This is a genomic window from Acinetobacter dispersus, from assembly GCF_009884975.1.
GTDB lineage: Bacteria > Pseudomonadota > Gammaproteobacteria > Pseudomonadales > Moraxellaceae > Acinetobacter > Acinetobacter dispersus.
Genome location: NZ_CP041970.1, coordinates 2450211 through 2463236, shown reverse-complemented (window position 1 = coordinate 2463236; position 13026 = coordinate 2450211). Strand labels below are relative to the sequence as shown.

Sequence of the window (13026 nt, the reverse complement as noted above, 5' to 3'; positions counted from 1 at the left end):
CGTTAAGGTAGTCAGGCCCGATTAAATTGGATAAAGGCTTTGAATCAGTTACCTCGCTATGTTTATTACCTCTTGGTTGCACAGGCCTTTAACTTAATTGCTGCGGTGCTGTCTGTTACCGTGGCTGCAATTGTGGGATTAAAGTTAGCGCCAACTCAGGCTTTGGCTACGGTTCCATATGGTTTGCAGTTTTTAGCGATGCTACTGACCACTTTTATTTTTTCTTTTCTAATGAAAAAGCTTGGCCGGCATTTGGTTTTCCAGTTTGGTTGCATCTGTCTTTTCTCTGCCGGTGTTCTCGGTTATTTGGCTCTACAGCAGCAACAGTTTTATTTATTATGCCTCAGTCATTTTTCACTGGGTTTATTTATCTCCACTGCGAATTTTTATCGCTTTGCTGCTTCTGATCGGCTAGCAACAGATTTAATTCCGAAAGCCACTGCAATGGTCATTTCGGGCGGCGTGATTGCAGCAATTATTGCGCCCATATTGGCAATTCAATTTCAGCAGGTAGCAGGTTTACCCGATTTCACTGCGATCTATTTCATCTTTAGTGTCTTGGCTTTGTTACTCTCTCCGACTTTGTATCTATGGAACAAAAAATTTCAACGCCAGCAGATACAGCAGGTGCTAATTGAACCAACCCAGCGTAGCAAACTGCCAAGTACTTTGATTATTGCTGCGGTGATCAGCGGAGCATTTGCCTACTATATTATGAATGTCATGATGATTATGTCCTCCTTGCATCTCAAGGAACATCACTCATTTCATTATGCTTCGATCTCGATTCAGCTACATGTGCTGGCAATGTTTATCCCATCCTTCTTTGTGTCGAAACTAATTCAACGATGGGGAACGCATACCACGATTTATGTTGGTTTTGCTTTGTTGATGTTATCGTCTTTAATTCCAATGTTTGGACAGGTCGGTATCTATATTAATATTGCCTTGATCGTTCTAGGCGTGGGTTGGAATTTTGCTTATTCAGGTGCATCAACCTTGTTAGCAGGTCTTAACGAACAGCAAAAGCATCGTGTCCAAGGCATCAATGAAACAGGAATTGCTTTGTTTGCGACTTTGGGAGCATTTTTACCTGCACCGATTTTGAGTAGCCTCGGATGGATCAATGCAAACCTGTTGGCTCTATGCATGAGTCTGATCGTTTTTACCCTGTTGGTTATTTTAATTCGCCGAGATCAACCATCAAGTAAAGTTTCAGTGGGCTAACCTAAAACCAGTTAAACACGGTAAAATAGTGCTTTGATTTAAAAGATAGACCACGACTGTGATGACCGATGTTCCTGTAAATGATGAATATGAGCGCCGTTTTGCTGGTGTCGCCAAAATTTATGGAGAAAATGCATTTTCGCATTATGAACAAAGTCATGTCATGGTGATTGGGATTGGTGGCGTCGGCAGTTGGGCCGTTGAGGCATTGGCACGGACAGGCATTGGTGAGCTGACCTTAGTCGATATGGATGTGGTGGCCGCATCGAATATTAACCGTCAATTGCCAGCGATGAGTTCGACACTGGGACAAGAGAAAATCGAAGTGATGGCAGAGCGTTGTCGTCAAATTAATCCACGTATGAAAGTAAACGTGATTGATGATTATCTGACGCCTGAAAATGTCAAAGAAATTCTAAATCCAGTGCCAAGCATTGTTCTGGATTGTATTGATGACGTCAAAGCTAAACTTGCCTTGATGCTACATTGTCGTTTTAACAAAATCCCATTGATTGTTTCGGGTGGTGCAGGTGGAAAGCTTGATCCATTGAAGATTCGCGTGGCAGATTTGTCCAAAACTGAACAAGATCCCATGTTGGCAAAGTTACGTACCCAATTGCGTTCTATGGGGATTTGCAAAAAGCCAAAAGAGAAATTTGGCATCACTTGCGTGTATTCGATCGATAACCCATTTTCCAGTGTAGATGTTTGCCCAAGTGCGGGTCTACGCTGCGGGGGATATGGTTCGGCGGTGGTAGTGACTTCAAGCTTTGCCATGGTGGCAGTGGCTGAAGTCTTAAAGAAACTGGATCGTATGCAGACTAGCAAATAGTTGTTGAGGGTGATTAGCCCTTATTTAACAGGCATTTAACAACCACCGCAATTGAGCGAAATTGATTAGTGATAGATAAAAAAGTAGAGAATAATCAACATGAGTTTAAAAAATACTTTAGACAATACAGAACAGCTTATATCAAACAATAAAAATAGTTATGCCGAGTTTTGGCAATGGTTTCAGAAACATCAATATGATTTTCACCGAATAGTCGAAGCAAGGGATCAAGATAAAATCCAAGAAGATTTCTTTGATAAATTATGGGCTGAATTGGCGAGCGTTCATGATGGAATTTTTTTCCTAGTAGGAATGGCAGATGAACACACAGCTGAACTTATATTAACACCTGATGGGGTGATTCGAAATATTATCTTTGTAGAAGAGCTTATTGCTGCAGCGCCTGAAATTACAGGATGGAAATTTACAGCCCTTAAACCCGCTAGTGAAATCCATCAGACCTGTATTGGCATGCATGACCATGAATTTAGTCAAGACACCTTATCTTTTTACCTAAAAGACCATCCTGAATATCCAGATGAAATTGACCTATTTGTAGTTCATGATGAATATAATGAAGCGCAAAAAAGTGAATTTTTACAAGGCGTTTATATTTTCTTAGACAATTACTTGGGGGAATATGATTCGGTAACCAAACTCGATCAAGTTTCAGTGCAATCTAAACAAGATGCTGAAAAAGAATTAATGCCGATTGCAAATTTAAAGAAAATTTTAACCTTAAAAAACAGTGAAATCTCTCGTTTTGATAAAGTGATTCGTTCAAATACTGATGAGGATGAATATATTAGTTTAGAAGGAGAGACGAATGACGGTTTACCTCTTATCGCCATTTTAAACAGTACATTATTAGAGTGGGATAAAAAAGCATCACATCCTTGGATGATGATTATTGAAATACGCTATGGTGGGGAGAACTTTAATGGTATGCCACCATCGAATCAATATGAACTGCTTGAAAGTGTTGAACAGGCATTAGTTGCTGAATTAAAAGATGTTGATGGATATCTAAATATTGGTCGTGAAACTGGTAATCATTTAAGAACGATATATCTCGCTTGTAAGGATTTTAGAAAGCCATCCAAGGTAATTGACCAAATTATTCAAAATCATGAAGATAACTTTGAAATTGAGGTTAGTTTTTTCAAAGACAAATATTGGCGGTGTCTGAGTAAATTTGGAAGATAAAAAGCAAGATCAATAGAATGTTGGGTAACTAGACTATTGCGATTTGATTGCTACCCAATTTATGGAAAAGTATTTCCTATGATCAATAGTGAGCTTGTTTCATCGTGAAGAGGAGGCTACATCTGGGTATTAACTACGCTGTTGCAGAAGCTGGGTGAGTTGATAATGGCTCAACCCAGAGATTAAGCCTGCGGATACTGTGGTGCTAAGCGGTAATAGCTATACGTCACATTCGGATCTTTATAGACATCATAGCTAGTTTGCTTGTAGTCAGACACCCACTGGGAACCTGTAAAGCCTGCAATATGTCCGTAACGGTGCTTCTTGGTGCGGTGGATAATATAAATGTCACCCGGCTGAGGATTATTAAATTCAGGAGTGATTTTCTGATAACCAATCTGTTGTAAGGTACGTCCCCAGTCTGATGCTGCAACAGGATGTTGAACGATATTTGCACCAGCGGATTGTAAAGCGATTCTGACGAATTTAGCACATTGAGATGAGCTGCGATAAGATGCTCGTTTGGTCAACTTCTGAGAGAACTTACTCACATCAATTCCAGAGGTCGATGGCAGCTTTGGCATCTCTCGATAAGGAATAACCACCTGTTGCGAGGGTGGGTGAATCATACTATGGTCAACTGAAGGTGCATCATAAATCATTGTGAATCTCTACCGCATTTTCAAAACAACTGAACGTGTGCCAGAATCTCTAACGGGGCACATAGTAAGCGATAAATCTTCAAAAACCTAAAATGTAATGTAATAATATAACAAATTGATCGAATTATAATGAATTCAGAATGAATATTTTTTGAAGATCATCTTAATTATAAAAGGTTTAAGTTCTCTTTAAAGAAATCTTTCATATTTGTAAAATGATATTTCACACTGTGATGAAGTTGGCAGTTTGAGAGCATCAATTAAGGTTGATGCTCTTTCAGGTAATCTTCAGTTCTTTGCATTGCTGTTTGAATATTTTGAATTGCATTTTCGATATCAGCAATCGTTTTGGCATTGCCACCGCTCAGAGCTTGACGCCATTTTCTTGCGCCAGGCAAGTTTTGGAATAGACCTAAAATATGACGTGTGATAATTGAAAGCGGTGCACCCTCAGCAACACGCTGATGAATATATGGCATCATTTGTTGCATAATCTCAAAACGGTCTGGTGTTTCTAGATTCCACAGTTGTCCCATCTCAGCTAAAAGATATGGATTGTGATAGGCTTCACGACCAATCATCACCCCATCAACATGCTGTAAATGTTGCTGTGTTTCATCAAAAGTCTTGATGCCACCGTTAATCTCAATGGTGAGGTGTGGACGTTCTTGCTTTAAGCGATAGACATCGTCATAACGTAATGGCGGAACATCACGGTTTTCTTTAGGCGATAAACCTTGCAAGATGGCAATACGTGCATGCACGATAAAATGAGTACAACCTGTTGCTGCAACGGTATCCACAAAATGCAGCATTTCTTCATAAGACTGCATATCATCAATCCCAATACGATGTTTCACCGTCACAGGAATCGATACTGCTTTTTGCATGCTATGAATGCATTCGGCAACGAGATTGGGTTCAGCCATGAGGCATGCACCAATCTTGTTATTTTGAACGCGATCGCTTGGACAACCTACATTTAAATTGACTTCGTTATAACCCCAATCTTCAGCCATTTTGGTACAGGTGGCTAAATCTTGCGGATTTGAGCCGCCAAGTTGTAACACAATTGGATGTTCTTGTTGGTTGAAGTCTAAATGACGGTTTGCTCCACCATAAATGATCGCACCAGTGGTGACCATCTCGGTATAGAGCACCACATTTGGATTAAATAAGCGTGCAAAAAAACGGTAATCTTTTGTTGTCCAATCCATCATCGGGGCGACGGAAATACGTGGCTTTAATGATTCAAGTGGTTGCATAAACGGTTCTCGGATGTGGACAAGAAAAGAAAGGGCAGCATTATACGAGTTTTGTGATCAATTCACCAATTATGCTTGGTATGGTTTAAATCTTAAAGAGCTTGGCTCTTTTGGCTAAGTTTCAATATTTCAGTGTTTGGGCATCTAACTGTAGCTGCTATGTTTTTTATACTCTAGTCATGGCTCAATGTTTATATCCCGCAATAATACTATTCCTGTATCCCACATCTCAAAAATTAAACCTAAAAACTATAAAAATATTTGATTTATATCCATTTTTAATCCTATTTTTTATCTGAGAATACCTGTCCTAAGATAAAGCAAAGAACACTGGTGTATGGCTTTTAGCTAATTCCGAGGTAGTAAAAGAAATACAATTATGAACCGAACGGTGTAGTAAAATTAGCATCGTAATTCATTGGTTTTTTTTACATAAATTTATACTTTGACAAGATCTATCATATAAATATTAAAGGAAAGATATGCACAACGCAGTGATTGTAGACGATCATCCCGTTGCACGGTTGGCTGTTCGAATGCTCTTGGAAAAAGAAGGTATGACCGTGGTTGCAGAAACTGGGGATGGTTTGGATGCAGTTTCTTTAATAAAGCAGCTTGGACCTGATTTAGTTGTAATTGATATTGATATGCCATCTTTAAATGGTATTGAGGTTGTTCAGCGCTTGCGTAAAACGGGTTACCAAGGCGGTATGTTGATGCTCAGTGGCAAGGATGATGATCATTATATTAAGCGCTGTGCTAGTGTTGGTGCCGATGGATTTATTAGTAAGAAAAATCAGCTTGTTGAATTTCATGATGCGATTCGTGCGTTAAGAGGAGGTTATGGCTATTTCCCGCGCGCGCTTGCTCGTCTTCACGCTGCTGATGCAACGTTAAGTGATGCTGATACTGAAAAGCATAAAATTGCTGAACTTTCACCCAAAGAATTACAAGTGCTACTTTATTTAGCTAAAGGCGAGAAGGTGATTGATATCGGGGCGCTCATGCATATCAGTGATAAAACAGTGAGTACCTATAAGAGCCGCATGATGCAAAAGCTTGAACTGAAAAATATGATGGAATTGTATGACTTTGCCCAACGTAATCATCTGGACTAAGGAATCATATGCCAAAACTATGGATACTTGGTTATTTAGTCTTCTGTCTTTTTTGCAGTGCTGTACGGGCAGAGTCACCACAACTGATGAAAGTATTCAGTCGGGAAGCACCGATCCAGCTTGAATTTGAATTAAACGATAAAGACTGGCGTTGGTTAGGGAAAAAACAAGAAATAAAAGTGGGTGTCTATGACCCTAAAAATCCACCTTTTGCTTTGTTATTAGAACCCGATATTTTTGAAGGTATTGCCGCGGATTATACCTTATTAATCGCCCATTCTTTAGGCGTTCGCGTTAAGGTTATGCGCTATTCTGATCGAGATGCTGCAATTGATGGGCTGAATCAGGGGCAGGTCGATATGCTAGTTGATTATGCCAATGATATTACTGATGAAGCACATTTTAAAGCGAGTATTCCTTTTACTCCTGATGCAATTGCATTGGTTAGTCGAGAAGAAGTTCTAACACGGAATTTAAAAAAACCTCAGAATATACGGATCGCTTTGCTGAATGATTCTTTATCTGATGAATGGGTTGCAAAATATTATCCTCAAGCAAAGACAGTGCGTTATGCCTCACCTGCAACAGCATTATCATCTGTCGCTTTCGGAAATAATGATTATTTTATAGGTAGCTTTGCTACCGTTAGTTATTTGGTCGAACGAAATTACGATAGTTTGTTATCGATCGCTGAAATCCTGTCAACCGAAGAAACTGGACCGCATTTTTTATTTCGAACAGATGAAAATGTGTTACAGCACACAGTAAATACGGTATTGGCGGCTATTCCTCCAGCACAGCGAAAAGCAATTTCACATCACTGGAGTTCAGGCTCTGATTTATGGGAATTCCAGTCACGTTTGGCACTTACCGAACGGGAGCAGCGTTGGTTAGACCAAAATCGTGAAGTACGTGTTGTTATTAATCCGCTCTATGCACCATTTACCATGCTGGATGCAAACGGACAATTTTACGGGATTAGTGCGGATGTCCTACGTTTGATTCATTTACGCACAGGCTTACATTTTAAGGCTGTTGAGGCTGATAACGTTGCTGACATGTTTCAGAAGGTGAACCAAAATGAAGGCGATCTCATTGCTGCAATGAGTTACAGTGATGAACGAGATAAACAACTCATCTTTACTCGTCCTTACATTCAGCCTCCTTTTGTCTTGATCGTCAAAAATAGCACTACAGCACCAAAAGGATTATCGGACGTTAAAAGTTTGGCGATTACGCCAGGTAACTCTTTGTGGGAATGGATAAAAACACAATATCCGCATATTAAATTGGTCAAAGCTGAAAATGCCAGTTTAGCAATGCAGTGGGTTAAAGAGAAAAAAGTAGATGGCGCCGTACATAATCTGATTGGCGCCAATTATATGATTGATAGTTATTTCCGTAATGAACTCAAGATTGCCACTCGAATCGGAGATAACCTTTCACATATATCCTTTGCTGTACAACGGGATGAACCTGAACTTTATAGTATTCTCAACAAGGCTTTAGCAGATATCTCTCCTCGGGATATTTCAGTGATCGCGTACAAGTGGCAAGGAACCCCTACGGTCAAATTAAATACATGGACCGTATATCGTTGGGAGTTTTATTGGCTGGCTGGGATTTTTGTTGCTTTGGTTCTGATTTCGTTGAGTTGGAATTACTACTTACGTCAAAAAATGAGTAAACGTAAAAAAGCACAAATGAAGTTAAAGGAACAGGTCGAATTTAGAGAAACATTATTTAATAGTATGTTGGTACCCGTTTACGTGGTTGATCGAGAAGGAAATATTCTAAGCCGCAATCAGGCTTGGGAAGATTTTTTTAAGTTGGATATTAAGTATTTAGATAAATTGGCACTCACTTCACCTTCACACCCGTTAGCAATCGTATATTCGACCCTAAAAGAGATGCTTAAGGATTCATATGGCTCGCCGCTATTAAGACATCGCTATACCATTAAAAATGGTGATGAGATGTGTGTAATCATCCATCAGGCAGTTCCGTACATGGGGTTAAATGGAGAAATTGTTGGATTTATTTGTAGTTGGCAGGATATTACCGAGCACGAGGCATTGTTACTCGAACTGTCATCTGCACGAGAAAGGGCAGAACAGGCAAATCGAACTAAAAGTACATTTCTAGCGACAATGAGCCATGAGATCCGAACGCCAATTAGTGCCATTATTGGTCTACTTGAACTTACGGTGACCAATAAAACGTTTACTAAAAATGATATGGAAGCGGTACAGGTTGCCTATGAGTCAGCTAAATCGCTCATGGATTTAATTGGTGAAATTCTGGATATGGCCAAAATTGAGTCTGGAGAGCTTGAATTGGCCCCCAAATGGACTGATTTTGATGAGTTAGTGCAACCTATAGTCAGAGTATTTGAAGGGTTGGCGCGGCAAAAGAATTTGACTTTATATAGTCATATTGATGCTCGGCATCCAGATGAAATATTTATTGATCCGATGCGTGTTCATCAGGTGCTGTCTAACTTAATTAGTAATGCAATCAAATTTACTGAGCAAGGTTCCATTGAGATTGGGATGAAATGCTTACGTAAGAAAGATCAGCATATGATTTTGGAGTTGGTTGTTTCTGATACTGGTGTCGGGATTGCAGAAGAAGATCAAGGGCAAATATTTACGCCGTATAAGCAATCTGATGCTGGGAAAATGCAAGTTGGTACTGGATTGGGCCTAGCGATATGTATGCAATTGGTCAAAATGATGGGTGGCGTAATCACGCTACGCAGTGAGCAAGGAAAAGGAACGCACATTACGGTACATTTGCCTGTTGAGCATCGGCAATTTCAGCCTGCATCGACTGAGAGTATTACGACGGTTATAGATCGTATGCAACCATTGAAAATTCTTGCTGTGGATGATCATCCTGCGAATCGATTATTGCTCAAGTCACAACTCACACGCTTAGGGCATTTTGTTGTAGAGGCTGAGAATGGGGAGCAAGCCTTACAATTATGGCGTAAAAATGATTTGGATTTGGTGATTACCGATTGCAATATGCCCGTTATGGATGGAATCACTTTGACACGGTTGTTGCGTCAGGAAACAGCCAGACCAGTGACGATTTTTGGACTCACCGCAAATGCTCAAGCTGAAGAACGGGCACGTTATTTGGCCGCGGATATGGATGATTGTTTGTTTAAACCATTGCAGTTAGCACAATTAGAAGCACTTTTAAATAAAGTGGTTCGCCGTGTCATTCAAAATAAACCCACACAGAAACAATTAGGGAGTTTGGTTGACTTAAGTGCTCTACGTCATTTAGTGAATGATAATACGGAGTTGTTGCAGCAGCTGTTACTGACGACACGAAATGAAAATGTTAAAGATATACAACGGGCCCGTTTATGCATCGAAAAGCAAGATCATGCTGGATTAGCTCGATGTTTTCATCGTATGGCTGGTGCGGCACAGATTTTAGGTGCATCCGATGTTGACAGACATTGTCGCGAACTAGAAAGTTATGCTGAAAATGTTGCATATTCTGAATCGCTTAGACAAAAATCCGAGCAAGTATTAGAGCTTGTTACGCAGCTGAATGATGCAATAGATGATTTTCTGACTAATGAAAAACTTGATGAAGGACTGATTTAAAGATGGATTCAGTTGTATAACTGAATCTATGCATCAGATACATCGATAAGAGTCAATTGAGTGGCCGTATTCGGATATCACCGTCATATTTTTCTAGATATTTTTGTTCGGGGCTGATTGGTATTTTTTGTAAGATTCTGTTTTATATTAATAAAAATAAATATTTGTATGGGTGGGTGGTATCTTAAAAATTATTCTAATAGCTTCTACATATCTAAGTTTTGTAGTCGAAGCCCTACAGTGAAATCATTATTGCACTACGTGATTTACATCATCAGATGATATATCCCCTCATTGAACCTATTCATAATCTTACTCTAAGTAATGGGGTAGGCGTAATCTAACAACCTAATCCATTGCTTCGGGTCGCACATTAGTGCCGTTCAGAAATTCATAGCTAAAATTTCGAGATGCAATAATGGAAAAGTGGGTTTGTAAAGAATGTGGTTTATATCAACGAGTTAACCATAAAAAGATTAAGGCTGGGCAGCGGGTTTATTTTTATAAAAATAAAAACCATATCAATCGATTTTTTGAGCAACTCGAGAGTAATGTAATCACAGGTGTCGTTTTAAATAAGCGTGGCAATTTTATTACGGTATTGGGAAGTGGAAAGATATCAAAAGTGCTGAATATTGATGTTTATCCAGAGTGCGCTCCAATGCATTTTATTTATAATATGTTTGGTACGTGTGAATGTTGATTTGATTTTTAAATAAAAATATTTCTTTGCTATTCATTATAAGTTTTGCATCATAGCCATAGATTGGCTCAACGAAGTTGCAGAACTACTTTCTGATTTTGAGTCACACATGATAATAATTTGAATCTTGAGATCTATTGGCAAACAGTGCTCATCTCTAAAGTCTGAGTTTTAGAGATGAGGATCAGTCTTCACGAGCTTAGAATACTATTTCTCTTCGTCAAAAGGTAATCAAACAAGCTAAACAGCATGCATGCGAAAACGAGGCTGATTCCTGCTAAACAAGTCATGCTCCAGCCACCGTGATTCCAGGCAAAAATGCCGAGAGCCGAACCACATGCGCCGCCAGTAAAATAGGCGGTCATATAAATGGCATTAATACGAGACTTTGCATCAGGACGTAAACGGAAAATCACACTTTGATTGCTGGTATGGACTAAGGCGAGTGCCAACTGGATGAGTGCAAAACCAAGGATATAGCTGAACAAGACGCTTTGTCCGAAATAGAAGAAGATCCAACTCACGATAAATAAACCACATCCAAGCCATGTTAACTGATTGGTATAACCTTGGTCGGCATATTTACCGACATACTGTGTTGAGAGCGCACCAAAGATTCCGACCAATGGCACCATACCAATTAAAAGATCTTGAAGATGATGTGCTGAGGTTAGCAGTAGGGCAATGGTAGAATATAAAATACTGACCGCGGCAAAAGCAAAGCCGCCTGCAAGTGCACGTAAGACTAAACGTTTCTCTTGCTTTAACAGTTGTGCCATTGAAGCGAAGACTTGGCTATAATTCATTTTCATGCGCATGGCGTATGGCAAACGACTTTTTAATGCGTAGGCCAAGATCAGCATCAGTATGCCACTGACCACATAAATCACTTTCCAGTGGAATAAATTCGAAAATAAACCTGCCAGACTGGTTGAAAGTAAAATACCTACCAGCAATCCACTCATCAAGAAGCCAATCACTTCACCTGTTTTTTCTGGTTTTACCGTCATGGTTGCAAGCGGAATCAATACCTGTGCAGCAACTGAAAATAGTCCAGCCATGACCGTACCGAGCCAAAGCATAGGTAAGTTGATGGAGAAAGCACTAATAAATAGGCCAACAGCACATAACACCATCAATAAAGGAATGAATTTAGTTTTATTGACCACATCGCCCATTGGCACAATAAACAGTAAGCCCAATGCATAAGAGACTTGGGCAAAAGTCACTGTCAGTGCAGCTTGACCTTCGGTCACTACAAAATACTGCTGAATGGAGTGAATCAAAGGCTGACTATAATAGTTAGCACCCGCACACAAACCACATGCTGCAGCCATAAACCAGAGTAATGCTTTATTTTGACTAATATCTTGGGGGGCAGACATAATTTTCTCGATCACTGATTTATGCGGTATAGGCAGTTGCTTCAACTTCGATTTGCATGCCTTCCAATGCCAAACGTGGGACAGGAATGAGCGTACATGCTGGGAAAGCATGGTTTTTCCATAAATCTTGCATGATTTGAATCAAAGCCTGATGCTTTTTAGCATCATGTTCCACGATTAGAATGCGTAAAACGGCGATATCCGTAATTTGAGCATGGACTGAAGCTAAAGCGTGTTGAATATTATAGAAGACTTGTTGTACCTGTTGGTCAAAATATTCTGAAAGCTCACCATTTTTATTTTCGCCACCTTGGCCTGCGATATGAATGGTACGCATATTGGGTGGAACAATCGCCACATGACTATAACCATTACTACGTGGATCATAAAGTTCATTCGGATTAATGATTTCAAAGGTCGGTGTGTCAATCTGATTCATGGCTAAAACATCATGTTGAACATTGAGATGACTCAGTATCAAAGCTCAAGTTAGCTTGAGGTCAAGTGGATTTTGAAGCAAAATCCACAATCAATGATAATAAAAAGCCTATTTTTTAGAATTTTAAGTTTTATGCAGATCAAAAGTTGGTTTAATTGCTAAGGGTGTTTATTTTTTGCACCAATGTTGTGCAATAAAGAAGCTTTTGCTAGACAAAACCATACAAATATCACTTGAAAAAATGTCTATCTAAGTTTTTTTAACTCTTTTTGATTTTTCTGAAGTATTTACTGCCTACAATTCAGATTAATTGATAAAGAGAAATAAGCGCTCATGCTTATAACTCACCTGAGTTCTATAAATTAGCTGATAAAAAGTAGCCGAAAAGACCAATAAAAGTTCAGAGAAGCCAATCCCTCCTAACAACTGCATGATTATGATGCCGATTCAACCCATCTATCATTACTAGATAAAAGGAGTGATCCAATTTGGTGAAACGAATTTAGTGTGCTGGTAATGATGATAAGGGCGATCAGTAGGTTTATTGAGTGAATGCCGCTTTT

The 13026-nt window shown here is 39.4% G+C and carries 10 protein-coding genes; 6 read left to right on the top strand and 4 right to left on the bottom strand.

Annotated features, from left to right (window positions below):
- The first annotated feature begins 39 nt into the window (after positions 1 to 39).
- The 3 genes from FPL17_RS11240 (at position 40) to FPL17_RS11230 (ending at position 3265) form a co-directional block, all read left to right on the top strand.
- Positions 40 to 1227 carry an MFS transporter gene (locus FPL17_RS11240; protein WP_159885111.1) on the top strand — a complete coding sequence of 396 codons (1188 nt, stop codon included), beginning with the start codon at positions 40 to 42 and terminating at the stop codon, positions 1225 to 1227.
- Between the two features lie 61 nt (positions 1228 to 1288).
- On the top strand, positions 1289 to 2059 hold the full coding sequence (locus tag FPL17_RS11235; RefSeq protein WP_159885109.1) for a tRNA threonylcarbamoyladenosine dehydratase: 771 nt from the start codon (positions 1289 to 1291) through the stop codon (positions 2057 to 2059).
- Between the two features lie 99 nt (positions 2060 to 2158).
- Positions 2159 to 3265: a DUF695 domain-containing protein gene (locus FPL17_RS11230; protein ID WP_159885107.1), complete on the top strand. Its 1107-nt coding sequence runs from the start codon at positions 2159 to 2161 to the stop codon at positions 3263 to 3265.
- A gap of 182 nt (positions 3266 to 3447) precedes the next feature.
- On the opposite strand, the gene FPL17_RS11225 is transcribed toward FPL17_RS11230, so the two are convergent.
- Positions 3448 to 3927 carry a CHAP domain-containing protein gene (locus FPL17_RS11225; protein WP_159885105.1) on the bottom strand — a complete coding sequence of 160 codons (480 nt, stop codon included), beginning with the start codon at positions 3925 to 3927 and terminating at the stop codon, positions 3448 to 3450.
- Positions 3928 to 4187: 260 nt separating this feature from the next.
- Complete coding sequence (gene dusA, locus FPL17_RS11220; protein ID WP_159885103.1) at positions 4188 to 5192, bottom strand: tRNA dihydrouridine(20/20a) synthase DusA; 1005 nt, start codon at positions 5190 to 5192, stop codon at positions 4188 to 4190.
- A 482-nt stretch (positions 5193 to 5674) separates the two neighbouring features.
- Here dusA and FPL17_RS11215 point away from each other — a divergent pair, with 482 nt between their 5' ends.
- The 3 genes from FPL17_RS11215 (at position 5675) to FPL17_RS11205 (ending at position 10639) form a co-directional block, all read left to right on the top strand.
- Positions 5675 to 6310 (top strand): response regulator, encoded by a 636-nt coding sequence (locus FPL17_RS11215; protein ID WP_159885101.1) that lies wholly within the window; start codon positions 5675 to 5677, stop codon positions 6308 to 6310.
- A gap of 8 nt (positions 6311 to 6318) precedes the next feature.
- Positions 6319 to 9936, top strand: coding sequence for a transporter substrate-binding domain-containing protein (locus FPL17_RS11210; protein ID WP_159885099.1), 3618 nt, complete (start codon positions 6319 to 6321; stop codon positions 9934 to 9936).
- A 418-nt stretch (positions 9937 to 10354) separates the two neighbouring features.
- Positions 10355 to 10639: a hypothetical protein gene (locus tag FPL17_RS11205; RefSeq protein WP_005184827.1), complete on the top strand. Its 285-nt coding sequence runs from the start codon at positions 10355 to 10357 to the stop codon at positions 10637 to 10639.
- A gap of 191 nt (positions 10640 to 10830) precedes the next feature.
- Here the strand turns inward: FPL17_RS11205 and FPL17_RS11200 are convergent, their stop codons facing one another.
- On the bottom strand, positions 10831 to 12024 hold the full coding sequence (locus FPL17_RS11200; RefSeq protein ID WP_159885097.1) for an MFS transporter: 1194 nt from the start codon (positions 12022 to 12024) through the stop codon (positions 10831 to 10833).
- A 19-nt stretch (positions 12025 to 12043) separates the two neighbouring features.
- Positions 12044 to 12463 carry a RidA family protein gene (locus FPL17_RS11195; RefSeq protein WP_159885095.1) on the bottom strand — a complete coding sequence of 140 codons (420 nt, stop codon included), beginning with the start codon at positions 12461 to 12463 and terminating at the stop codon, positions 12044 to 12046.
- Between the last annotated feature and the right edge of the window lie 563 nt (positions 12464 to 13026).

Coding starts and splice junctions, on each gene's coding strand:
- FPL17_RS11215 (WP_159885101.1), top strand. CDS start 5,675: ATGCACAACGCAGTGATTGTAGACGATCATCCCGTTGCACGGTTGGCT.
- dusA (WP_159885103.1), bottom strand. CDS start 5,192: ATGCAACCACTTGAATCATTAAAGCCACGTATTTCCGTCGCCCCGATG.
- FPL17_RS11205 (WP_005184827.1), top strand. CDS start 10,355: ATGGAAAAGTGGGTTTGTAAAGAATGTGGTTTATATCAACGAGTTAAC.
- FPL17_RS11230 (WP_159885107.1), top strand. CDS start 2,159: ATGAGTTTAAAAAATACTTTAGACAATACAGAACAGCTTATATCAAAC.
- FPL17_RS11225 (WP_159885105.1), bottom strand. CDS start 3,927: ATGATTTATGATGCACCTTCAGTTGACCATAGTATGATTCACCCACCC.
- FPL17_RS11210 (WP_159885099.1), top strand. CDS start 6,319: ATGCCAAAACTATGGATACTTGGTTATTTAGTCTTCTGTCTTTTTTGC.
- FPL17_RS11200 (WP_159885097.1), bottom strand. CDS start 12,024: ATGTCTGCCCCCCAAGATATTAGTCAAAATAAAGCATTACTCTGGTTT.
- FPL17_RS11235 (WP_159885109.1), top strand. CDS start 1,289: ATGACCGATGTTCCTGTAAATGATGAATATGAGCGCCGTTTTGCTGGT.
- FPL17_RS11195 (WP_159885095.1), bottom strand. CDS start 12,463: ATGAATCAGATTGACACACCGACCTTTGAAATCATTAATCCGAATGAA.